The organism is Mycobacterium sp. IS-1742, from assembly GCF_001500125.1.
In the GTDB taxonomy this organism is placed as follows: domain Bacteria; phylum Actinomycetota; class Actinomycetes; order Mycobacteriales; family Mycobacteriaceae; genus Mycobacterium.
Genome location: NZ_LQIV01000042.1, coordinates 236,308 through 257,036 on the forward strand (window position 1 = coordinate 236,308; position 20,729 = coordinate 257,036).

General features: G+C 68.0%; 20 protein-coding genes and 1 pseudogene. 11 read left to right on the forward strand and 10 right to left on the reverse strand.

Translation table 11 applies throughout. From position 1 onward, the window contains the following. The first annotated feature begins 172 nt into the window (after positions 1 to 172). The 3 genes from AU196_RS21720 (at position 173) to AU196_RS21730 (ending at position 3,982) form a co-directional block, all read left to right on the forward strand. Positions 173 to 1,999, forward strand: a complete 1,827-nt coding sequence (locus AU196_RS21720) for an acyl-CoA dehydrogenase (protein WP_059097131.1) — start codon at positions 173 to 175, stop codon at positions 1,997 to 1,999. Positions 2,000 to 2,099: 100 nt separating this feature from the next. Beyond that, on the forward strand, positions 2,100 to 2,507 hold the full coding sequence (locus AU196_RS21725) for a hypothetical protein (RefSeq protein WP_059097132.1): 408 nt from the start codon (positions 2,100 to 2,102) through the stop codon (positions 2,505 to 2,507). Further along, positions 2,504 to 3,982, forward strand: coding sequence for an FAD-dependent oxidoreductase (locus AU196_RS21730; protein WP_082695828.1), 1,479 nt, complete (start codon positions 2,504 to 2,506; stop codon positions 3,980 to 3,982). The genes AU196_RS21725 and AU196_RS21730 overlap by 4 nt, the downstream gene beginning before the upstream one ends. On the opposite strand, the gene AU196_RS25335 is transcribed toward AU196_RS21730, so the two are convergent. From AU196_RS25335 to AU196_RS21745, 3 genes are all read right to left on the reverse strand, one after another. Further along, positions 3,865 to 4,719 carry an LLM class F420-dependent oxidoreductase gene (locus AU196_RS25335; protein ID WP_157546584.1) on the reverse strand — a complete coding sequence of 285 codons (855 nt, stop codon included), beginning with the start codon at positions 4,717 to 4,719 and terminating at the stop codon, positions 3,865 to 3,867. The two genes, AU196_RS21730 and AU196_RS25335, sit on opposite strands and share 118 nt — an antisense overlap. A gap of 40 nt (positions 4,720 to 4,759) precedes the next feature. Further along, positions 4,760 to 5,809 carry a hypothetical protein gene (locus AU196_RS21740; RefSeq protein WP_059097134.1) on the reverse strand — a complete coding sequence of 350 codons (1,050 nt, stop codon included), beginning with the start codon at positions 5,807 to 5,809 and terminating at the stop codon, positions 4,760 to 4,762. Between the two features lie 71 nt (positions 5,810 to 5,880). Next, positions 5,881 to 6,693: a helix-turn-helix domain-containing protein gene (locus AU196_RS21745; protein WP_059097135.1), complete on the reverse strand. Its 813-nt coding sequence runs from the start codon at positions 6,691 to 6,693 to the stop codon at positions 5,881 to 5,883. 154 nt (positions 6,694 to 6,847) lie between these two features. On the opposite strand from AU196_RS21745, the gene AU196_RS21750 reads away from it, so the two are divergent. Then, positions 6,848 to 7,903: a Rieske 2Fe-2S domain-containing protein gene (locus AU196_RS21750; RefSeq protein WP_059097136.1), complete on the forward strand. Its 1,056-nt coding sequence runs from the start codon at positions 6,848 to 6,850 to the stop codon at positions 7,901 to 7,903. After that, positions 7,900 to 8,853 (forward strand): PDR/VanB family oxidoreductase, encoded by a 954-nt coding sequence (locus AU196_RS21755; RefSeq protein WP_059097137.1) that lies wholly within the window; start codon positions 7,900 to 7,902, stop codon positions 8,851 to 8,853. The genes AU196_RS21750 and AU196_RS21755 overlap by 4 nt, the downstream gene beginning before the upstream one ends. 8 nt (positions 8,854 to 8,861) lie before the next feature. On the opposite strand, the gene AU196_RS21760 is transcribed toward AU196_RS21755, so the two are convergent. Genes AU196_RS21760 through AU196_RS21770 form a run of 3 tightly spaced genes read right to left on the reverse strand, consistent with a single transcriptional unit; the run spans position 8,862 to position 11,743 of the window. Then, the gene (locus AU196_RS21760; RefSeq protein ID WP_059097138.1) at positions 8,862 to 10,499 is read right to left on the reverse strand and encodes a peptide chain release factor 3; all 1,638 of its coding nucleotides are present in this window, start codon (positions 10,497 to 10,499) and stop codon (positions 8,862 to 8,864) included. Positions 10,500 to 10,559: 60 nt separating this feature from the next. Continuing rightward, positions 10,560 to 10,847, reverse strand: coding sequence for a DUF4873 domain-containing protein (locus tag AU196_RS21765; RefSeq protein WP_059097139.1), 288 nt, complete (start codon positions 10,845 to 10,847; stop codon positions 10,560 to 10,562). Continuing rightward, positions 10,844 to 11,743, reverse strand: a complete 900-nt coding sequence (locus tag AU196_RS21770) for an AurF N-oxygenase family protein (protein ID WP_059097175.1) — start codon at positions 11,741 to 11,743, stop codon at positions 10,844 to 10,846. The genes AU196_RS21765 and AU196_RS21770 overlap by 4 nt, the downstream gene beginning before the upstream one ends. Positions 11,744 to 11,862: 119 nt before the next feature. Between AU196_RS21770 and AU196_RS21775 the strand changes: the two genes are divergently transcribed. Next, positions 11,863 to 12,495 carry a TetR/AcrR family transcriptional regulator gene (locus tag AU196_RS21775; RefSeq protein WP_059097140.1) on the forward strand — a complete coding sequence of 211 codons (633 nt, stop codon included), beginning with the start codon at positions 11,863 to 11,865 and terminating at the stop codon, positions 12,493 to 12,495. Here AU196_RS21775 and AU196_RS21780 read toward each other — a convergent pair. The 3 genes from AU196_RS21780 to AU196_RS21790 are packed head-to-tail and all read right to left on the reverse strand — an operon-like array spanning position 12,492 to position 14,321. Continuing rightward, on the reverse strand, positions 12,492 to 13,514 hold the full coding sequence (locus AU196_RS21780; protein WP_059097141.1) for a cation diffusion facilitator family transporter: 1,023 nt from the start codon (positions 13,512 to 13,514) through the stop codon (positions 12,492 to 12,494). The two genes, AU196_RS21775 and AU196_RS21780, sit on opposite strands and share 4 nt — an antisense overlap. Further along, positions 13,511 to 13,912: an ArsR/SmtB family transcription factor gene (locus AU196_RS21785; RefSeq protein WP_059097142.1), complete on the reverse strand. Its 402-nt coding sequence runs from the start codon at positions 13,910 to 13,912 to the stop codon at positions 13,511 to 13,513. The genes AU196_RS21780 and AU196_RS21785 overlap by 4 nt, the downstream gene beginning before the upstream one ends. A gap of 49 nt (positions 13,913 to 13,961) precedes the next feature. Further along, positions 13,962 to 14,321 carry an Rv2640c family ArsR-like transcriptional regulator gene (locus tag AU196_RS21790; protein ID WP_059097143.1) on the reverse strand — a complete coding sequence of 120 codons (360 nt, stop codon included), beginning with the start codon at positions 14,319 to 14,321 and terminating at the stop codon, positions 13,962 to 13,964. A 100-nt stretch (positions 14,322 to 14,421) separates the two neighbouring features. Here AU196_RS21790 and AU196_RS21795 point away from each other — a divergent pair, with 100 nt between their 5' ends. The 4 genes and pseudogenes from AU196_RS21795 (at position 14,422) to AU196_RS21810 (ending at position 17,083) form a co-directional block, all read left to right on the forward strand. Then, positions 14,422 to 14,901: an ArsI/CadI family heavy metal resistance metalloenzyme gene (locus tag AU196_RS21795; protein ID WP_059097144.1), complete on the forward strand. Its 480-nt coding sequence runs from the start codon at positions 14,422 to 14,424 to the stop codon at positions 14,899 to 14,901. Between the two features lie 81 nt (positions 14,902 to 14,982). Beyond that, on the forward strand, positions 14,983 to 15,357 hold the full coding sequence (locus tag AU196_RS21800) for an ArsR/SmtB family transcription factor (protein ID WP_059097145.1): 375 nt from the start codon (positions 14,983 to 14,985) through the stop codon (positions 15,355 to 15,357). After that, positions 15,354 to 16,424 (forward strand): annotated as a pseudogene (gene arsB, locus AU196_RS21805) (ACR3 family arsenite efflux transporter); the annotation flags it as partial. The gene AU196_RS21800 and the pseudogene arsB, both read left to right, overlap by 4 nt. Before the next feature lie 38 nt (positions 16,425 to 16,462). Beyond that, the gene (locus AU196_RS21810; protein ID WP_059097147.1) at positions 16,463 to 17,083 is read left to right on the forward strand and encodes an arsenate reductase ArsC; all 621 of its coding nucleotides are present in this window, start codon (positions 16,463 to 16,465) and stop codon (positions 17,081 to 17,083) included. 62 nt (positions 17,084 to 17,145) lie between these two features. Here the strand turns inward: AU196_RS21810 and AU196_RS21815 are convergent, their stop codons facing one another. Beyond that, positions 17,146 to 18,054: an SPFH domain-containing protein gene (locus tag AU196_RS21815; protein ID WP_059097148.1), complete on the reverse strand. Its 909-nt coding sequence runs from the start codon at positions 18,052 to 18,054 to the stop codon at positions 17,146 to 17,148. A gap of 301 nt (positions 18,055 to 18,355) precedes the next feature. Between AU196_RS21815 and AU196_RS21820 the strand changes: the two genes are divergently transcribed. After that, positions 18,356 to 20,729 (forward strand): penicillin-binding protein (locus tag AU196_RS21820; RefSeq protein WP_059097149.1); only part of this gene is annotated, 2,374 nt, incomplete at its 3' end.

A 20,729-nucleotide genomic window follows, 5' to 3' on the forward strand; every position in this document is an offset into this window, starting at 1 on the left:
GGCCGGTGGAGCTCCCAAGCGAAGCGGGCGTCGGGCGAGAGGTAATGTGATCTGGGTCACAACACGGTGGCGCGACCTGGAACCCTCCGGTTGCGTCACCGTAGGTTACGGTTGCGTACGTCTTCCCTGCTCACGGACACTTCTGTCCATCTCGCAGGATCGGGGATGACCGATGGGCCACTACATCGCCAACGTGCGCGACATCGCGTTCAACCTCTTCGAGGTGTTGAGACTCGGAGTGGTTCTCGACTCCGGTGGCTACGGCGACCTCGACGAGGAGACGGCCCGAACGATGCTCGCCGAGGCGGCCCGCCTGGCGGAGGGCCCGCTCGCCGACTCGTTCGCCGATGCCGACCGCAATCCGCCGGTCCTCGACCCCGTGACTCACACCGTGTCGGTACCCCTGCCACTGGCCGCGTCGGTGCGGGCGGTCAAGGCCGCCGAATGGTGGCGCGTCGGCCTCGCCGAGGAGATCGGCGGCGTGCCCGCCCCCGCTGCGCTGGCCTGGGCGATCCAGGAGATGCTGGTGTGCGCGAACCCGTCGGCAGCGTTCTTCTGGGCCTTGGGGCCGACCATGGCGCAGGCACTCGCCATCGAGGGCACAGATCAGCAAAAACGTTGGGCGGCAGGCGGGTTGGAACGCGGCTGGGCCGCCACCATGGTGCTGACCGAGGCGGACGCCGGTTCCGACGTCGGCGCGGGCCGCACGCGCGCGACGGCCCAGCCGGACGGCACCTGGCACATCGAGGGCGTCAAGACCTTCATCTCCGGCGGCGACGTCGGGGACTCGGCCGAGAACATATTCCACCTGGTGCTGGCCCGTCCGGAGGGTGCCGGGCCGGGCACCAAGGGACTGAGCCTGTTCTACGTGCCGAAGTATCTCTTCGATCCCGACACGCTCGAACTCGGACCCCGCAACGGCGTGTTCGCGACCGGGCTGGAACACAAGATGGGCCTGAAGTCCTCGCCCACATGCGAACTCACCTTCGGTGCGCATGGCATACCGGCCGTCGGATACCTCGTCGGCGACGTCCACAACGGCATCGCGCAGATGTTCACGGTCATCGAGCACGCCCGGATGACCATCGGGGTCAAGTCGGCGGGCACGTTGTCGACCGGCTACCTCAACGCACTGGCCTACGCGAAGGTCAGAGTGCAGGGCGCCGACATGACGCAGATGACCGACAAGACCGCCCCACGGGTCGCGATCATCAGGCATCCCGACGTGCGTCGCAGCCTGATGACCCAGAAGGCCTATGCCGAAGGGCTGCGGGCGCTGTACCTGTATGCCGCCGCCCATCAGAATCCCGATGTGGCACAGCATGTCTCGGGTGCGGATCCCGGAATGGCCCACCGCGTCGACGATCTCCTCCTGCCGATTCTCAAGGGTGTCGGCTCGGAGCGCGCATACAGCATCCTCACCGAGTCTCTTCAAACCCTCGGCGGTTCCGGCTACCTGCAGGACTACCCCGTCGAGCAGTACGTCCGCGACGCCAAGATCGACTCGCTGTACGAGGGCACCACCGCGATCCAGGCCCTCGACTTCTTCTTCCGCAAGGTCGTGCGCGACGGCGGCGCGGCGTTGGCACACCTGACCTCTCAGATCAGCCACACCGTCGACACGGCCGACAGCGGCCTGAAGAAGCAGGCCGAAAGCGTCCGGACCGCACTGGAAGACGTGCAGGCGATGACGACCGCACTCACCGGCTATCTGCTCTCGGCTTCGGAGCAGCCGACGCAGATCTACAAGATCGGTATGCAGTCGGTGCCCTACCTGCTCGCCGTCGGTGACCTGCTCATCGGCTGGAGATTGCTCGTGCAGGCGGACGCTGCCCAGAAGGCCCTCGCCCACCATCCGCCGGACGACGCCTTCTATCGAGGCAAGATCGCCACCGCCGCGTTCTTCACGGCGAATGTTCTTCCCCACCTCACTGCGCTGCGCTGCGCCGTCGAAGCGGTCGACCTGGGCCTGATGGAGGTCCCCGAGGCCGCGTTCTGAGCCGGCGCCGAGCGCTTAGTCACCACGTGTTGACATGACCGCGGCATCGGCCTAGCGTCGTGGTCAACAACCGTTGACTTGAGCGAAGGGCGCCTCTGCCGTGACTGTCACCGCCATCCAGATCGGGCTCGACCCCGAGCTCATCGACTACTCCTCTCCGGACTTCGCCCAATTCGCGAACCTGTCGAAGGAGACGCTGCGCGCCGCCAACGACGCGAACGTCGACGCGTTACGCGCCGCCGGCTATCACGTCGACAACTGTCTGATCGGCTTCGGCGACGCGGGCGCCGACAAGGCCAGGACCTGGCTGAGCGCCGGGCGGTACGACGCGGTGCTGATCGGCGCCGGGGTGCGCCTGGTCGCCGGCAACACCCAGTTGTTCGAGGCGATCGTCAACGCCGCGCACGTCAGCCAGCCCGGCTGTCGGTTCGTCTTCAACCGCGAGGCCAAGGCCACCCCGGACGACATCCGCCGGTACTACCCCGACCCGGAGGGGGCACTCCGGTGACCGCCACGGTCGACGTCCTCGTCGTCGGCGCGGGGCCGACCGGTCTGACCGCGGCGGGCGATCTCGCGCGCGCCGGCCGCACCGTCGTGGTGCTCGAGAAGCGCGCCGCCCCGAACCCGTCGAGCCGGGCGTTCGCCACCATGGCGCGCACGCTGGAGGTTCTCGACGCGCGCGGACTCGCCGACGACCTGATCGCGTGCGGGCACCGGGCGCCGCGGGTGTCGCTCTTCGCCGGCGCACGGATCGACCTCGCTCACCTGGATTCGCCGTACCCGTTCGTGCTCGTCACGCCGCAGACCAACGTCGACCGGGCCCTCGAGGGCTATGCGCGGGACCAGGGTGCCGAGATTCGTCGCGGCGTCGAGGTCGTGGGCATCGACCAGGACGCCGGCGGTGTGACGGTCACCGCCCGGACGCCGGACTCCGAACGCGACTCGGTGTGGCGGGCAGCCTATGTCGTCGGCGCGGACGGCGCGCACAGCGCGGTGCGTCGGGTGCTGGGAGTCGACTTCCCGGGGAAGACGATCCTGTCCTCTCTCGTCCTGGCCGACGTCAAGCTGGCCGACGGTCCCACCGGCGGGGGCCTGACGGTGCACAGTACCCGCGACGTGCTCGGATTCCTTGCCCCCTACGACCGCCACGACGCCGACGGGTCCTGGTTTCGAGCCATGACGTGGAACCGTCACCGCCAGGTTCCCGACGACGTGCCCGCCGACGGCGCCGAGGTCGCCCCCACAGCGCTCACCAGGGCGTTCGGTGCCGACCCTGGCCTGGTGGATGTCGGCTGGACGTCGCGCTTCCATTGTGACGAGAGGCAGGTCGCGCAGTACCGCCACGGGCGCGTGTTCCTGGCCGGGGACGCCGCGCACGTGCACTCGCCGATGGGTGGGCAGGGCATGAACACCGGCATCCAGGACGCGGCGAACCTCGCATGGAAGCTCGACGCCGTGCTGGCCGGGTCGGACGACGCCCTCCTCGACACCTACCACACCGAACGGCATCCGGTCGGCCGGCGCGTGCTGCGGCAGTCCGGATTGATGGCGCGGGGCCTCACGCTGCACCCGCGGGCGGCGCGGTGGCTGCGAAACCTGTTGGCACCCGGACTCCTTCGCGTTCCGGCGATTCGTGACGGCGTCGCGGGCAGTTTCGCCGGCACCGGCCTGCGCTATCGGGGCCCCGGCCTGGTCGGCACCCGGGGCACCCGGATCCCGTTGTCCGAGGGACGCATCACCGAACTGCTCCGTACACCGGGCTTCGTCCTCGTCCGCGAACGCGGTGCCGCCGTGGTGAACTCGTTCGAGGGACAGCAGGCCGAACGCAGCGATGCCGGTCCGGCCGTGCTCGTACGCCCGGACGGCTACATCGCGTGGGCCGGCGGGTCGGTGGACCGGTACTGTTCCACCATCGCCGCGAATTCGTCGAGCCGCCGTAGTGATTCGTCGCGCGGCCTGGTCGGTAACAACAGCGCCAGTTGACCGAATCCGAGATCCTCCGCAGCGCGCCAGTACTCCGGCTCGGGCGGCGTGCCGAACATCGCCAGCGGGACGTCGTGGCCTGCGCCGTCACGCATCTGCTCGACGCGTCTGGTGAGCTGTTCGACGGGCAGCGGGTTGGAGATCCATCCGGCGTCGTGCCGGATGACCCGCTTGACCGTCGCATCGGAGTTGCCGCCGATGTAGATCGGTGGATGCGGTTTCTGCACCGGTTTCGGGCGGCTGAACGACGGTTCGAAGTCGACGTACCGCCCGTGGTACTCGGCGGGTTCGTCGGTCCACAGCGCCTTGACGGCCTCGATGCGCTCGTCGAGCAGGGCACCGCGGGTCTTCGGGTCCGTGCCGTGGTGGCGCAGTTCCTCGATGTTCCAGCCGGCGCCGACACCGAACACGAAACGGCCGCCGGAGATCAGGTCGACACTGGCCCCTTCCTTGGCGGTGATGATGGGATCGCGCTGGATGAGAAGTGCGATGCCCGTGACCAGCTCGATGTGCCGGGTGACCGCCGCGGCGGCGGCGAGCGTGACGAACGGGTCCAGCGTGCGGTAGTAGACCGAGGGCAGGTCCCCGCCTTCCGGGTACGGTGACTCGCGGCTCGCCGGGATGTGGGTGTGCTCAGCCACCTGCAGCGAGGCGAAGCCGCGTTCCTCGACCGCCCGCGCCAGCGAGACGGGATCGATGCTGTCGTCGTTGACGAAGGTCGAGATGCCGAATTCCATGCCGACGGGTAACCCGTTTCCGCGGTCTCAAGCGGTCAGGTCAAGGGCGTAGGGCCGCTCGGTAGTCGTCGGCCGCCTCCACGACCGCGGCGACGGACTCGTCGGTCAACTCGGCCCTGATCCCGGCCTCGGCGTGGGCGAACGGCACGAACGCGGCCATCATCGCGGGCATATCCAACCGGGCCTCTCTCGACGCGACGTCCTCGGCGACCGCCGACTCCAGGAGTCGGCTCAATCGCGCCGCACTCCACCGCAACGGGTCCCCGTCCTGAAGGCAGTGCACGAGGAGCACCCGGTGATCCAGATCCCGGAACGGCGCCCCCGCCGGGGAGCGGAAGAAGCGCGTGCAGACGTCCCGCGCATGCTCCGGACTCCTCTGTGTGACGAGGAAACTCGACCCGTCCGGCGGCATCAGCCGGATCAGCCACTCCACCAGCGGACGACAGGCGGGCCAGGTGTCCGACTCCGTCGACGCGAGTCCCGGCAGCGGACGTTCGAGCGCTTCCCGCAGACCGGCCCGGGCATCGGCGACGGTGATGTCGTCGAATGTGGTGTCGGGATCGGTGTTCGCGGCCTCCGCGACCGACAGGACGGCGTCGACGGAGTCCGGGACGAAGAACGCATCACCGACCGAGGACCCCGCCAGATGGTCGATGTTCACGACGCACGTCATCTCCTGCCCGTCGGCGAACCGGACCCCGAGAAGGAGTTCGTCGCCGTCGCCGAGCACATGCGTCATTCGCACGGCCCGGCGGACGGTCGTTCGTCCGAGCGTGGCGAGCCAACCCGGCAGGTGGTGGCGGCGCGCCGCGGCCGCGTGCCCGCAGCGGGCGCGCAGTGCGTCGTCCTCGCCCAGCATCTCGCCGAGCACGGTCAGCAACACCGTTGTCTCAGGGGCCTCCACGTCGACGAGCGAGGCGACGAGTTCCCCGAGGCCGGCCGGCTGTCCCTCCGACTCCGGCGCGAGCATCACCGGTCCCGTCGTGGTCGCGAGGATCAGCACGGCGGCAAGCCCCAGGAGGTCGAGCGGATGCCCGCTGTCGAGTGCCTGGCGCACCGCACCGAGCAGAGGTACTTCTTCTGCGTCCATGGCCGGACGATACGCCGGTGCCGGGCACTGCGAACCGTTCGCCGATCCCCGGACGCGGCGATCCAGCGCCGTCAGCCGTTGAGTTGTTCGACCCACACTGCGCGCACGGTCTCGTCCCCCAGGTTGACCCAGCTGTGGGACTGGCCGGGCAGGATCATCAGGGAGTCCCCGGCGCCGAGAACGTGCCGCTCGCTCGGCGGTGCGACGTCGACCGTCAGTTCACCGGTCACGATCGTGATGAAGTGCTCCCGGAGCGCCACGACCGATCCTCCGCTGGAGCCCTCCGGTTCGACCAGGAGGATCGCGGGCGCCATGGAGTGCCCGGTGGACGCCAACTCCTCCCACGTGACCCCGCCTGCCAGGACCGTCCGCGGCCTGTCGCCCGGTCGCATCACCGAGCGCGGACCGGGTGCCGGCTGCGCGAGATCGCTCATCGGGATGTCGAGCGCGTCGGCGATCCGGTTGTACACCTGCGCCGACATCCCGGACTCGCCGCGCTCGACCGCCGACAACAGTGATCTCGAAATGCTTGCGCGGGCCGCGACCTGCTCCTGGGTCAATCCCCGCTGCTCGCGCGCGGCGCGGATACGAGCCCCCGTTGCCGCGAACTCCGCCGCCCGCACGTCGGGTGGGGCGGGCAGTGGCGCCTGACCGCTGCGCTCCTCGCGGCGCATCTGCGCGGCCTGGTCGACCACCAACTTGACGGCCTCCACATCGAAGAGCCGGTGACCGCCGGGGCTGCGGCGGCTCACCACGCGACCGAGGCTCTCCCACAGGCGGACGGTCTGCGGGCTGATTCCCGCCGCCTCGGCCACCTCGCTGACCGTCGCGTACTCCTGGCCGTCGATGTAGCGCACGCCGTCACGGTACAAGGGCTCGGCCACCGTACGATCCGGAAAACTCCGCTTGACAAACTACTGGCGCAATGTAGGTTTACTGTCATTCAGACATGACCCCCGCCGGTGCGGCACCCTGCCGGAACTCAATGGTGTTGCCGCGCTGCACCTGAGCCCCAGTTCAGACGCCGAGGAGAACCTCATGGACACCAGTGCCTTCACCCCCGAACGCCTGCGCGAGGCCTACCAGCACGTGTGGTTCGTCGTGGCGCGTTCGCGCGACATCGACGATCAGCCGCGCGAGGCGCAGTTGCTCGACCAGAAGCTGGTCGTCTTCCGCGATTCCACCGGCGCCGCCAGGGTGACCGACCGGCGCTGCATTCACCGCGGCGCCAACCTCGCCGATGGTTCCGTCGTCGGCGACAGCATCCAATGCCCCTACCACGGTTGGCGATTCGACGGTCAGTCCGGTTCGTGCACCGCGATCCCGTCGCTGGGTGCGGGCGGGCGGATCCCGCCGAAGGCCGCGGTCGGGGCGTATCCGGTGATCGAACGGTTCGAACACGTCTGGACGTGCCTCGGGGATCCGGTCTTCGACGTCCCGAACCCACCGGAGATCTCGGATCTGGATCTGCAGTGGCGTGCAGCCGAACCCATCCCGGCGGAATGCGGTTTCATGGCCGCCACCGAGAACTTCCGCGATATGGCGCACTTCCCGTTCGTGCACAGCGGGACGATGGGCGACATCGAGCACGCGGTGCCCGACCTCGAGGTGAAGAGGGAGGGCCGCGAGGTGTGGTCGTCGTACTTCTACAAGCAGGTGCCCGATTCGGACTACTCCGACGTCGGGGACGCGATGATGCACTACCACTCGTACGCGCCGGGTATCGCCACGATCCTGTTCGACCTGGGCGACCTCGGTAAGCGGTACCTGATGGACTTCCCGTCCCCGGTCAGCTACGACCGGTGCGTCATCTACTGGGCGGTGGCCACCGACGCGAACTTCACCGGCGGAACCGTCGACGAGATCCTCGAACTCGAGACCGCGGTCTTCAACGAGGACACCCCGGTCCTGGAGGGACTGGAGCCCAAGGAGGTACCGCTCGCGGGTCAGGCGCTCGAGGTCTCCGCCCCGGCGGACATCTACACGCTCAACTATCGCCGCGCCACCCAGTACGCGGTGACGACGATCCAAGCCGCGCGCGAACGCACGGATGCGCCCGCCACCAACGGATCACAATCCGTCGGGGCGCGATGAGACTGCGCGTCACCCAGTTAGGCCTCGAGGCCGACGGCGTCATCTCGGTCACCTTCCGGGATCCGCAGGGGGCGCCGCTTCCGCCGTGGACGGCCGGCGCGCATCTGTCGATCACCCTCAAATCCGGTCTGGTGCGGCAGTATTCGCTGTGTGGACCAGGGGACGATCCCTCCGGCTACACCGTCGCGGTGCTGTTGGTCGTCGACGGACGCGGCGGTTCTCGGGAAGTGCACGAGCAGCTGCGCGTCGGCGACCTCGTCGAGGTCGAGGCTCCGCGCAACAACTTCGCGCTGACACCGGCACCCGAGTACCTGTTCCTCGCAGGCGGAATCGGTGTCACCCCGATCGCGGCCATGCTCGACGAGCTGCACGCCCTGCACGACTCACCCCGCTACAGGCTGGTCTACGGGGGCCGCACTCTGTCGTCGATGGCGTTCGTCGACCGGTTGACCGCCCTCGGCGGGGACCGGGTGGAGCTTGTCCCCTTCGACGAGAGGGGGCTGCCGGATCTCACCGGCGCGCTGGAAGGCTGTGCACCGGGAACGCACGTGTACTGCTGCGGCCCGGCGGCGATGATCTCGGCCGTTCAGGAGGCGACTTCTCGATACCCGGACGTCGTCCTGCATGTCGAACGGTTCAGCGCATCCGCCGACGCCGAGTCCGGGCCTCTCGTGACCGACGGGTCGTTCGAGGTCGAATTGGCGCGCAGCGGGATGACGATCACGGTCCCGCCCGATCGCACGGTGCTCGACGCGGTCCTCGACGCGCTGCCCGATACGGCGTTCTCGTGTACCAGCGGATTCTGCGGAACGTGCGAGACCAAGGTGCTCGGCGGGGCGATCGATCATCGAGACGACCTGCTGACAGACGCTGAGCGACAGGCGAATACGTCGATGATGATCTGCGTGTCCCGGTCCAAGGACAACGCCAGGGTGGTCCTCGACCTCTGAGCTCGCGGCTACTCCTCCGCCGCGACCAGTGATCGCAGTGTCACGTCGGGCAGTTCCCGCTCGACGTTCTCGAGACGCCACCTGTTGGAGAACACCGCGATGACCACCCCGTCGGAGCGGGTGAACACCTCGACCGAAGCCTGCTTCTGCAGAATCGCGGCGTCTGAGGGATCGGCAACGCGCGCAACCGTGTACGGCAGCGGCTCGAGCGTGATCGGCGCGTTGAACTCGCCGGCCATCCGATGGCTGGCGACCTCGAACTGCATCGGGCCGACAGCGGCGAACACCGGTGCCTGGTCGCCGCGCCGGTCCGATCGCAGCACCTGGATGACGCCCTCCTGGTCCAGCTGCTCGATCCCCTTGCGGAATTGCTTGTGCTTGCTGGGATCGGTGCCCCGCGCGACGGCGAAATGCTCGGGCGAGAAGCTCGGAATCGGCGGATACTGCACGGAGACATCGCGATACAGGGTGTCGCCCGGGCGCAGCGCGGCGGCGTTGGCCAGGCCGATGACGTCACCCGGCCAGGCGGTGTCCAGCGTGGAGCGCTGCTGGCCGAAGACCGACTGCGCGTACTTGGTGACGAACGGCTTGCCGGTGGCGCCGTGGGTGAGAACGTCGCCGCGCTCGAAGGTGCCCGAACACACGCGCGCGTAGGCGATCCGGTCGCGGTGCGCGGAATCCATCCCCGCCTGGACCTTGAACACGAACGCGCTGAACGGCGCGGTGGCCTCGCGTCGGTTGCCGTCGACATCGACCTGACCGTTCGGCGCAGGTGCCAGCTGGGCCAGCACGTCGAGGAGCTGGTTGACGCCGAAGTTGAGCACCGCCGAGGTGAACAGCACCGGCGTCGAGGTGCACTTGAGGAACGACTCCCGGTCGAAGTCGGCGCCGTCCGCCGACAGCAGTTCGGATTCCTCGACCGCGTTCTCCCAGTCGTCGCCGGCGACCTCGTGGGCGCGTGCGGCGTCGATGTGTTCCTCGGGCGCAGCGGTGGCCCCGCCCGCGGTCCGGGTGAACTTGATGAACATTCCGCTGCGCCGGTCGAGAACGCCCTTGAAGTCGCCGGCGATACCGACGGGCCAGGTCAGCGGGGTGGTCTGCAGCTGGATGCGCTCGTGGATCTCGTCCATCAACTCCAGCGCGTGGCGGCCCGGCCGGTCCCACTTGTTGATCACCGTGATGATCGGGATGCCGCGGTGCCGGCAGACCTGGAAGAGCTTGAGCGTCTGCGGTTCGAGACCCTTGCCGGCGTCGATGAGCATCACGGCACAGTCGACGGCGGTCAGCACCCGGTAGGTGTCCTCGGAGAAGTCCGCGTGGCCGGGGGTGTCGAGCAGGTTGATGACGCAGGTCTCGCCGCTGGCGGTCCGGTAGGGAAACTGCAGGGCGGTCGAGGTGATCGAGATGCCGCGGGCCTTCTCCATCTCCATCCAGTCCGACACCGTCGCGCGGCGGCCCGCCTTGCCGTGGATGGCGCCCGCCTCGGTGATCGCCTTGGCGTGGAGCACCAGGGCCTCGGTCAGGGTGGACTTGCCGGCGTCGGGATGGCTGATCACGGCGAACGTTCTGCGACGCTGCGCTTCGGCGAGGATCCGGGTTGTTCGCGACTCGGTGGCCGTCGACACACCTGAGGCGGTATCGGTCATTGCCCGGCGATTCTATTGGCCGTGGCGCTCAAACCCTAAATCGCCGCTGCTCGCCGACCCTCATTCAGACACCAGGTCGTACGGCGGCGCCCCCACTCCGCTCACCATGAGTTGCCCCGACGGGATCTTCTCGACCACGCGCACGACCGCACTGCGCGTTCCGATCAGCAGTTGCGCCGACTTGCCCGGCTGAACCTCGTCGGGCGCCCCATAGGCCAGACCCTGCCAGTGATACCGGCCGTCGATCGGGTTCAGGTGACCGGTGAGGCGGACCCGGACCGGGCAGCGCACGCCGGCGACGTCCAGTTCGGCGTCACCGTCGAACACGCCATCGTCAGCGAGGGTCACAGGAAGCTGCTCCGTTTCCACATCCGTCGACCGATCCGGCTCATCAGGCCGACGTCTTCGAGAAACGCCGCCAGCGGCGCGAACCCGTCGCGCATCGTCTGGTGGAAGTGCGGGTTGCGGCGTGCCTGCCGGCGAGCCTCCCGGCCGTCGAGACCGACGCGGTGGTACACCGCGCGGTTGGTGAACAGGTAGCGGTAGAACGGGCCACCCGCACCGTGAATCGTGGCCAGCAGATACCGGTTGACCGGCCGCATGGCGGGAACGGCCCGGCGGGCGCCGTCGCGGGCGAACTGGATGTGCCGCGCCTCCTCGGTGACATGGATGCGCATGATGCGGCGCACGATGGGCTGCACGTCGGGATCGTCGAGGATTTGGCGCTGCAACGCGTCGAAGATCTCCTCCCCGACGAGCGCCGCGATCCAGAGCACCGACCTCTGGAACACGAGCGGCAGTGCGTTGATGATCATCCGCTGAAAACGCTTCGGCTGAAACGGTTTCCCGTCGACGGCGTCGATCGTGCGGCCGAACATGACCATGTGACGGGTCTCGTCACCGAGTTCGGTCAGTGAGTAGTGGGTCGAGGCCGACGTGGCGTCGGCGTGCATGAGGCCCCGCAACAGCGCCTGGTTGAGGATGTTCTCGAACCACACGCCGGCCGAGAGCAGGTTGACGAACTCCTGGCGCGAGAGTTCGATCCGCTGCTCGCGGGTCATCCGTTCCCACATCGGTGTGCCGTAGAGCGACACCATGGTGGGCGGGAGGAAGAACGTGTCCGGGACGACCGGCGTGTCCCAGTCGATGTCGACGACGGGTGCGTACGACTTCTTGGCCGACCCCCGCAGCAGGCGCTCGGAGAATTCGTCCCGACTGGGAGCGGTTCCCGTCGAAGAAGTCATGGCCATCACGAGCCTCCTGCCGATCGCGGTTGTCCAGGGCACCGAGTGCCATATGAACTGAAGATACATTCCTGGTTCGTTTGTATCAATAGCGTCCGAACAGCGTTTACACTGCCTTGATGAAGTACAGCGGCCTGCTCGCCAAGGCGGTGCAGCGCTTCGGGTCGCCGACGGCCGAGGGCAACGCCGAGCGCATCCTCGACGCGGCGTTGAAGCAGTTCGAGCTTCTGGGGATTCGCCGCTCCACCGTCGAGGACATCACGCGTCGGTCCGGGCTCGCCCGCGTCACGCTGTACCGCAACTTCGCCAACAAGGACGCGATCGTCGAGGCGGTCCTGCTGCGCGAGCTCGAGCGGTTCCTCTCCGACCTCGCCGCCGAAGCCGGCGGTTACGCCGACGCGGAGGACAAGCTGGTCGAAGGGTTCGTGTTCACGCTGACCACGCTGCGCGACCACGCGCTGCTGCAACGGTTGCTCGCCACCGAACCCGAAACCGTGCTGCCCTTCCTGACCGTCGAGGGCGACGGCGTCGTCCGGACCGCCTCGTCGTTCCTGGCCCACCAGCTGGCGGTGGCGCTGCCCGACGACAGCCGCACGCAGATCGAGTTACTCGAGGTCGCCGAGGTCACGGTCCGGGTGATCGTGTCGTTCGTGCTGACGCCGTCGCAGAACGTCGCGCTCGGGGACGATGACGCCGCCCGGTCGTTCGCGCGCCGGTACCTGGTTCCCCCGCTGCTGGGGTTGACGCGCTAGCGGCGCAGGGACGGGTTCGCCGGGTAGGCGTGCACCAGAGCCGACGAGAGTTTCGGAACCGCGTGCGTGAGGGTGTGCTCCGCCTCGTGCGCGATGCGGTGGGCGTCGGCCAGGCTCACGGCGGGGTCGATGTCGAGTTCGGCGTCGGCATGCAGGCGGTGGCCGATCCACCGCATCCGCACGGCGCGCACGTCGGTCACGCCGGGTTCGGCGGCCAGCGCGGCTTCGGCCTTGTCGACCAGCTCGGGTTCCACACCGTCCATGAGTCGGCGGAAGACGTCGCGCACGGCGGTGCGCAGCACGGCGAGGATGGCGACGGTGATGACCAGCCCGATGACGGGGTCGGCCAGCGGGAAGCCCAAGGCGACTCCGCCGGCTCCGAAAAGCACTGCCAGCGAGGTGAATCCGTCGGTCCGCGCGTGGAGTCCGTCGGCGACCAGGGCGACCGAGCCGATGCGGCGCCCGACCCGGATGCGGTACAGGGCCACGAGTTCGTTGCCGATGAACCCGACCAGACCGGCCGCGGCCACCCAGCCCACGTGGTCGATGGGCACCGGATTGATGAGGCGGCGGATCGATTCGACCCCGGCCACGATCGCCGACAGGGCGATCATCGCGACGACGAACAGGCCGGCGATGTCCTCGGCGCGCCCGAATCCGTACGTGTAGCGGCGGGTGGCGGCCTTGGTGCCGACCACGAACGCGATCCACAGCGGGATGGCGGTCAGCGCGTCGGAGAAGTTGTGGATGGTGTCGGCGAGCAGTGCGACCGATCCGGAGACCAGCACGATCGCCAACTGCGCAACCGCTGTCGCGCCCAACGCGAGGAGGCTGATCTTCACCGCCCGGATACCGGCGGCGCTGGATTCCAGGGCGTCGTCGATGCTGTCTGCGGCGTCGTGGCTGTGCGGTGCGAACACCTCGCGGACGGCGGCGCCCACCTTGCCGCCGCGTCCCTCGTGGGAGTGGTCGTGATGGTGGTCGTGGCCGTGGCTCACGGACTTGGCTTCGTGGGTCATGACGGTCGCCCGTTCGGCGTGACGTCGGCGTGCAGGGCGGCCAGATCGGACGCATCGCGGTGATGGCCGGGGACGCCGGGCCCGGCGTGTTCGGCGTTGAAGACCGCGTCGGTGACCAGCTGCGCGACGTGGTTGTTGTCGAGGCTGTAGAAGATGGTGGTGCCCTCGCGGCGGGTGCGGACAAGGCGCGCCATGCGTAGCTTCGCCAGGTGCTGCGACACCGTGGAGCTCGGCTTCGCGACGTGAGCGGCGAGGTCGTTGACGGACTTCTCGTGACTCACCAGCGCCCAGAGGATCTGCACCCGCGTGGGGTCGGCCAGCATCCGGAAAACCTCGGCCACGAGGTTGGCCTCGTCGTCGGGCAGACGCCTCGCGCATCGCGCACTATCTGCATTCATACGCAGATAGTAGGACGGGAGTTCTCCGCAGGTCGGCCCGGCCCGGGGTTCACCGGCAGCAGTTCGGATCCAGCACCAGGCAGAGCGCGTGCATGGCTTCCGGATGAGCACGGTGATACACATTCATGCCGCGGCGCTCCGAGACGACCAGGCCGGCGTTGCGCAGCTGGGTGAGGTGATGACTGACCGTCGACTCCTTCAGCCCCAGCGCCTCTGCCAAGTCGCCGCTGTTCCGCTCCCCCTGCGCGGAGGAGAAGAGGTACGACATCACCTTCACACGCGCCGGGTCGGCGAGCGCCTTCAGCCGCAGGGCCACGTGGAGCGCGTCGTCGTCGCTCATCGGGCCGGCAGCCACCGGGGCACAGCACACCGGTGCGGACATGTCGATGACGGGCAGCGCTTTGGGCATGACACCAGTCTGCCAGAGATGTTGACATATATCTAAAAGGTGGCATGCTGGGCCGTGACGCGTCATTTCGATATATGTCAAACAACCCGAGGAGGGCTCCATGTCCCGCGTACAACTGGCGCTCAACGTCGACGACCTCGACGAAGCGATCACCTTCTACACCAAGCTGTTCAACACGTCCCCCGCCAAGGTGAAGCCCGGGTATGCCAACTTCGCCGTGGCGGAGCCGCCGCTGAAGCTGGTGCTCCTGGAGAACCCCGGCAAGGGCGGCACCCTCAACCATCTGGGCGTCGAGGTCGCCTCCAGCGAGACCGTTCATTCCGAGATCGCCCGCCTCGCCGGTGAGGGTCTGTTCACCGACGAGGAGATCGGCACCACATGCTGCTTCGCCACCCAGGACAAGGTGTGGGTGACCGGGCCGGCCGGCGAGAAGTGGGAGGTCTACACAGTGCTCGCGGACTCCGACACCTTCGGGAACAGCCCACAGCACCTCGACGACAACGCCGAGGACGCCGGCGTGTGCTGCGGAGCCCAGGGCACCGATCGGCCTTCCGCCGACGCCGCCCCGTCCTGCTGCTGACGCCCACGGTGCGGTGGGCCTCGCGACCACCGCACCCGGCAGCGCCTTGCGCACGATATCGATCACTGTCAATATCGATGCATGTCGAAGTCACCGGACGGCAGGTCCGCTCCCGACGCATGTTGCGCGCCGGGTGCCCTGCTGCGTGAACCGCTGTCGGCCGCCGAAGCCGCCGATATGGCGGTCAAGCTGAAGGCACTCGCCGATCCTGTTCGGCTGCAATTGTTCTCCGCGATCGCCAGCCGCGAAGGCGGCGAGGCATGCGTCTGCGACGTCTCCGACGGAGTCGACGTGACGCAACCGACCGTGTCACATCACCTCAAGGTCCTGCGCGACGCCGGCCTGCTCACCTCGCAGCGCCGCGCCTCCTGGGTCTATTACACCGTCGTCCCCGACGCCCTGGCGAGTCTCGCCGTGCTGCTGGGCGTCGACACCTGGACCGGGGTTCCCGCGTGACCACCACCGCCGGCGCCGCACCGGCAGTGGTGGGCAACCTGTCCACCCTGGACCGGTTCCTGCCCGTGTGGATCGGCGCGGCGATGGCCGCCGGACTGCTTCTGGGTCGCCTGATCCCCGGCCTGAACACCGCGCTGGAAAGCGTTCAGATCGACGGGATCTCGCTGCCCATCGCGGCCGGGTTGTTGATCATGATGTACCCGGTGCTGGCCAAGGTGCGCTACGACCGGCTCGACACCGTCACCGGGGACCGCAGACTTCTGCTGTCCTCGCTGCTGTTGAACTGGGTGCTCGGCCCGGCACTCATGTTCGCCCTGGCCTGGTTGCTGCTGCCCGATCTGCCCGAATACCGCACCGGCCTCATCATCGTCGGCCTGGCGCGCTGCATCGCCATGGTGATCATCTGGAACGACCTGGCCTGCGGAGACCGCGAGGCCGCCGCGGTGCTCGTCGCGCTGAACTCGATGTTCCAGGTCGTCATGTTCGCGGCGCTGGGCTGGTTCTACCTGTCGGTGCTGCCGGGCTGGCTCGGTCTCGAGCAGACCTCCATCAGCACCTCCCCGTGGCAGATCGCCAAGTCGGTGCTCATCTTCCTGGGCATCCCGCTGGCCGCGGGTTACCTGTCGCGCCGTTTCGGCGAGAAGGCCAAAGGCCGCGACTGGTACGAATCGAGCTTCTTGCCGCGCGTCGGACCGTGGGCGCTGTACGGACTGCTGTTCACCATCGTGATCCTCTTCGCGCTGCAGGGTGATCAGATCACCAGCCGCCCAATGGATGTCGTGCGCATCGCGCTGCCGCTGCTGGCCTACTTCGCGATCATGTGGGGCGGGGGGTATCTGCTGGGCACCGTGCTCGACCTCGGTTACGAACGCACCACCACCCTGGCGTTCACCGCCGCGGGCAACAACTTCGAGCTGGCCATCGCCGTGGCGATCGCGACCTACGGCGCCACCTCGGGCCAGGCGCTGGCCGGCGTCGTCGGGCCCCTGATCGAGGTGCCGGTCCTGGTCGCACTGGTCTACGTCTCCCTGGCACTGCGCAAGCGGTTCAGCCACCACACCCATGAGCACCTGCCCACCGACTCGAGGACAGGAACGGAGCCCTCATGACCGACACCCCTGTGACCGGCCCTCTCGGGACCTTGCAGGCGGAGTTCGGGTCCACGTTCGGGGTGGAGACGATCGAACGGATTCTGAACACCGCGTACGACCAATTGGCCGGTCGTGCAATGAATCCCGACTCCCTCCCGCTGCTGGCCGAGCGGTTCGCCCGGCAGCGGCTGCACGCCCTGGCCCGGGTGGAAGGCAGGGTCGCCGACGGTAAGCCGACCGTGCTGTTCCTGTGCACGCACAATGCCGGACGCTCCCAGATGGCGCTGGGCTACTTCACCCATCTGGCCGGCGGCCGGGCGGTGGGGTGGTCGGGCGGCTCCGAACCCGGCCACCAGATCAATCCCGCGGCCGTCGCCGCGATGGGCGAGGTCGGCATCGATATCACCGGCGAGTACCCCAAACCCTGGACGGACGAGATCGTGCGGGCCGCCGATGTCGTCGTCACGATGGGCTGCGGGGACACCTGCCCGGTGTTCCCCGGAAAGCGTTACGAGAATTGGGAACTCCCCGACCCTGCCGGGCAGGGCCTCGACGCGGTGCGCCCGATCCGCGACGACATCGAACACCGCGTGCGGCGACTGCTGGCCGAGCTCGGCGTGGCGCTCACGCGCTGATCGACGGATGCCCAGCCACCCGAAGGTGCTGTTCGTCTGCGTCAGCAACAACGGGGAATCTGCTATGGCTCAAGCACTGACGCGTCACCGAACTGGACGCCACATTGAGACTGCGTCAGTGCAGACGATAGGCCCGACAGCGACGCCGTCAGCGCAGCCTGAACGTCGGTGTCCGAGCGCGACACGTCATCCTCGGCCGGGCTCTCGCCGTGCGCCTGCGGGGTGGACCGTTCCAGGAAGCGAAGCAGTTCGACGGGGAAGGGCAGCACCAGGGTCGAATTCTTCTCCGCGGCCACCTCCACGACGGTCTGTAGCAGCCGCAGTTGCAGTGCCGCAGGTTGTTCGGACATCACGCCGGCCGCGGCGGCCAGCTTCTGCGAGGCCTGCAGTTCGCCGTCCGCGGTGATGACCCTGGCTCGTCGCTCCCGCTCGGCCTCGGCCTGGCGGGCGATCGACCGCTTCATGGAGTCGGGCAGGATCACGTCCTTGATCTCGACGCGGTCGATGTGGATGCCCCAGCCCAGCGCCGGGCTGTCGATCATCAACTCCAGGCCCTGGTTGAGGTGTTCGCGGTTGGACAACAGGTCGTCGAGGTTGCTCTTGCCGATGATCGACCGCAGCGACGTCTGCGCGACCTGCCCGATGGCCGATATGTAGTTCTGTACGTCGACAACCGCCCGCACCGGATCGGCCACCTGGAAGTAGATGACCGCATCGACCCGAACGGTGACGTTGTCGCGGGTGATGCCGTCCTGGGCGGGCACCGGCATCGTGATGATCTGCATATTCACCTTCTGCAGGCGGTCAGCGATCGGGATCAGCAGCGCCAGCCCGGGCTCGCGCACCCGGGATTGCACCTGTCCGAACCGGTACACCACGCCGCGTTCGAACTGTTGGATCACGCGCACGTTGGACACGAGACAGAGCAGTGTCAGTGCGACTGCGCCGGCCACCGCGTAGAGGGTGATCATGATGACTCCATTCCGCCCGACGCCGCCTCGGCGCCGTTGCATCGGCGACCACGAGCTCTCCGCGACGGGTTCGTCCTCGGGCTCAGTCGCTCATCGGGCAACGGAAGCCGACCAAGTACGCGGCACGGCGCCGACAGCGTGTCGAGGTCCGAGCGGAGGCCGACCGATCTCCGGCCCAGCGGGCCCGAGTCCATACGTCGATTGTGGCACCAGCGGGTGTCGGGCTCAACGCCACCAGTAGACCGCCGCGAGTCCCGCGCAATCCGCTGTCAGGACCCGTGAACCGTCCTAAGCTGACGCCATGCGCGTCCAGCGCCGGGCAAAGTGGGAAGCGCTCGCCAGACTGGTGGGCTGCTGCCTCGCCGCCGGGCTGCTCACGGCGGCGTTGATGTTCCCATTTGTCGGCGGCGCCGGAACGGCGGTTCTACGCGTATCCGATTCGGCCACCGAAGAATTCACACAACTGCTCGAGGGTGACGCGCCGATCGTCTCCACCATGGTGGACACGGAAGGGAACCCCATCGCGTGGCTGTACGAGCAGCGCCGCTGGGTGGTTCCCAGCAATCGGATCGCCAACACGATGAAGCTGGCGATCATCTCGATCGAGGACAAGCGTTTCAGCGAGCACAACGGCGTCGACTGGCAGGGCACCCTGACCGGCCTGGCGGGTTACCTTCAGGGCGCCGAAAGCACCCGCGGCGGGTCGACGCTCGAGCAGCAGTACGTCAAGAACTTCAACCTCCTGGTGAAGGCGAAGACCAATGCGGACCGGCGCACCGCGGTGGAGAACACCCCGGCCCGCAAACTCCGCGAGATCCGTGCGGCCCTGGCCATGGACGCGGCGCTGCCCAAGGCGGAGATCCTGGCCCGCTACTTGAACCTGGTGTCGTTCGGCAACGGCGCGTTCGGTGTTCAGGACGCCGCGAAGACCTACTTCGGTGTCGATGCGAGCGAACTCAACTGGGAGCAGGCGGCGATGCTGGCCGGAATGGTGCGCTCCCCCAGCTCGCTGGACCCGTACACCCACCCCGATGCCACGCTCGAACGGCGCAACGTGGTGTTCAACACCATGATCGAGAACCTGCCCGACAAGGCCGACGAACTCCGCGCCGCCAAGGACCGGCCGCTGGGCGTGCTGCTGCGGCCCGATCCGCTGCCGCAGGGCTGCATCGCCGCCCGCGACCGCGCGTTCTTCTGTGCATACGCGATGGAGTACCTGGCCCGCGCGGGTCTGAGCACGGAGGACGTGACCCGCAACGGCTATCTGATCCGCACCACCCTCGACCCGAAGGTCCAGGACGGCGTGAAGAACGCCATCGACGAAGTCGCCGACCCCACGGCCGTCGGCGTGGCCAGCGTGATGAGCGTGATCAGGCCCGGCAAGGACGCCCACCGCATCGCCGCGATGGCCGACAGCCGCACTTACGGGCTGGACATCAACGCCGGCCAGACGGTGCAACCGCAGCCGTTCTCTCTCGTCGGCGACGGCGCCGGCTCGATCTTCAAGATCTTCACCACGGCCGCGGCGTTGGAGATGGGGATGGGTATCAACGCCACACTCGATGTGCCTCAGACGTTTCGGGGCACCGGACTGGGCGACAGCTCCGAGCCGGGGTGCCCCCCGAAGACCTGGTGCGTGAGGAACGTCTCCGGGTTCGCCGGTCAGATGAATGTCACCGATGCGCTCGCGAAATCGCCCAACACCGCGTTCGCCAAATTGATCTCCCAGATCGGTGTTCCGCGCGCGGTGGACATGGCGGTCCGGCTCGGGCTGCGGTCCTACGCCGAGCCCGGAACCGCGCGCGCGTACGACCCTGAATCCAACGAGAGCATCGCCGATTGGGTCAAGCGGCAGAACCTCGGATCGTTCACGCTCGGGCCGCTGGAGCTCAACGCGCTCGAATTGTCCAACGTCGCCGCGACGCTGGCCTCCGGAGGAATGTGGTGCCCGCCCAGCCCGATCGACAAGGTCTTTGACCGCAACGGCGATGAGGTGGCCCTCGCGACGGCGCCCTGCGAGCAGGTCGTCCCCGAGGGGCTCGCCAACACGATGGCCAATGCGCTGGGCAAGGACCACACCGGCGGAACCGCCACGGGCGCTGCCGGTTCGGTCGGATGGGATCTCCCGATGGCGGGCAAGACCGGCACCACCGAGTCACATCGGTCGTCGGGCTTCCTCGGCTTCACCAATCAGTACGCCGCCGCGAACTACATCTTCAACGACTCCCCGACCCCCTCAGGACTGTGCTCGTACCCTCTGCGCCAATGCAGCGACGGTGACCTCTACGGCGGAACGGAACCGGCCCGGACCTGGTACATGGCGATGAAGCCGATCGCCAACGACTTCGGCCCGGTCGCCATGCCCCCCACCGATCCGCGCTACGTCGACGGCGGTCCCGGCAGCGAGGTACCGAGCGTGACCGGGCTGAACCTCGATGCGGCGCGAAAGAAGTTGTCCAAAGCTGGCTTTCAGGTCGCCCCGCAGCCGACGGCGGTGAACAGCTCGTCGGCGAAGGGCACCGTCGTCGGTACGACTCCGCGGGGTAGGACCATTCCCGGTTCGATCGTCACGATCAACACCAGCACCGGGTACGTCCCCGCTCCGGTGTACCAGCCACCTCGCCCGAGCGCGCCACCAGCTCCGAGCGCGCCACTTCCTCAGGAGGCCCCGCCCC

What these genes read in the sequence shown, in the direction of transcription:
- AU196_RS21785 (WP_059097142.1), bottom strand. Translation starts at nt 13,912, where the DNA reads ATGAATGCAGATAGTGCGCGATGCGCGAGGCGTCTGCCCGACGACGAG.
- AU196_RS21720 (WP_059097131.1), top strand. Translation starts at nt 173, where the DNA reads ATGGGCCACTACATCGCCAACGTGCGCGACATCGCGTTCAACCTCTTC.
- AU196_RS21775 (WP_059097140.1), top strand. Translation starts at nt 11,863, where the DNA reads ATGAAGTACAGCGGCCTGCTCGCCAAGGCGGTGCAGCGCTTCGGGTCG.
- AU196_RS21755 (WP_059097137.1), top strand. Translation starts at nt 7,900, where the DNA reads ATGAGACTGCGCGTCACCCAGTTAGGCCTCGAGGCCGACGGCGTCATC.
- AU196_RS21780 (WP_059097141.1), bottom strand. Translation starts at nt 13,514, where the DNA reads ATGACCCACGAAGCCAAGTCCGTGAGCCACGGCCACGACCACCATCAC.
- AU196_RS21740 (WP_059097134.1), bottom strand. Translation starts at nt 5,809, where the DNA reads ATGGACGCAGAAGAAGTACCTCTGCTCGGTGCGGTGCGCCAGGCACTC.
- AU196_RS21770 (WP_059097175.1), bottom strand. Translation starts at nt 11,743, where the DNA reads ATGACTTCTTCGACGGGAACCGCTCCCAGTCGGGACGAATTCTCCGAG.
- AU196_RS21800 (WP_059097145.1), top strand. Translation starts at nt 14,983, where the DNA reads ATGTCGAAGTCACCGGACGGCAGGTCCGCTCCCGACGCATGTTGCGCG.
- AU196_RS21795 (WP_059097144.1), top strand. Translation starts at nt 14,422, where the DNA reads ATGTCCCGCGTACAACTGGCGCTCAACGTCGACGACCTCGACGAAGCG.
- AU196_RS21790 (WP_059097143.1), bottom strand. Translation starts at nt 14,321, where the DNA reads ATGCCCAAAGCGCTGCCCGTCATCGACATGTCCGCACCGGTGTGCTGT.
- AU196_RS21815 (WP_059097148.1), bottom strand. Translation starts at nt 18,054, where the DNA reads ATGATCACCCTCTACGCGGTGGCCGGCGCAGTCGCACTGACACTGCTC.
- AU196_RS25335 (WP_157546584.1), bottom strand. Translation starts at nt 4,719, where the DNA reads ATGGAATTCGGCATCTCGACCTTCGTCAACGACGACAGCATCGATCCC.
- AU196_RS21750 (WP_059097136.1), top strand. Translation starts at nt 6,848, where the DNA reads ATGGACACCAGTGCCTTCACCCCCGAACGCCTGCGCGAGGCCTACCAG.
- AU196_RS21760 (WP_059097138.1), bottom strand. Translation starts at nt 10,499, where the DNA reads ATGACCGATACCGCCTCAGGTGTGTCGACGGCCACCGAGTCGCGAACA.
- AU196_RS21810 (WP_059097147.1), top strand. Translation starts at nt 16,463, where the DNA reads ATGACCGACACCCCTGTGACCGGCCCTCTCGGGACCTTGCAGGCGGAG.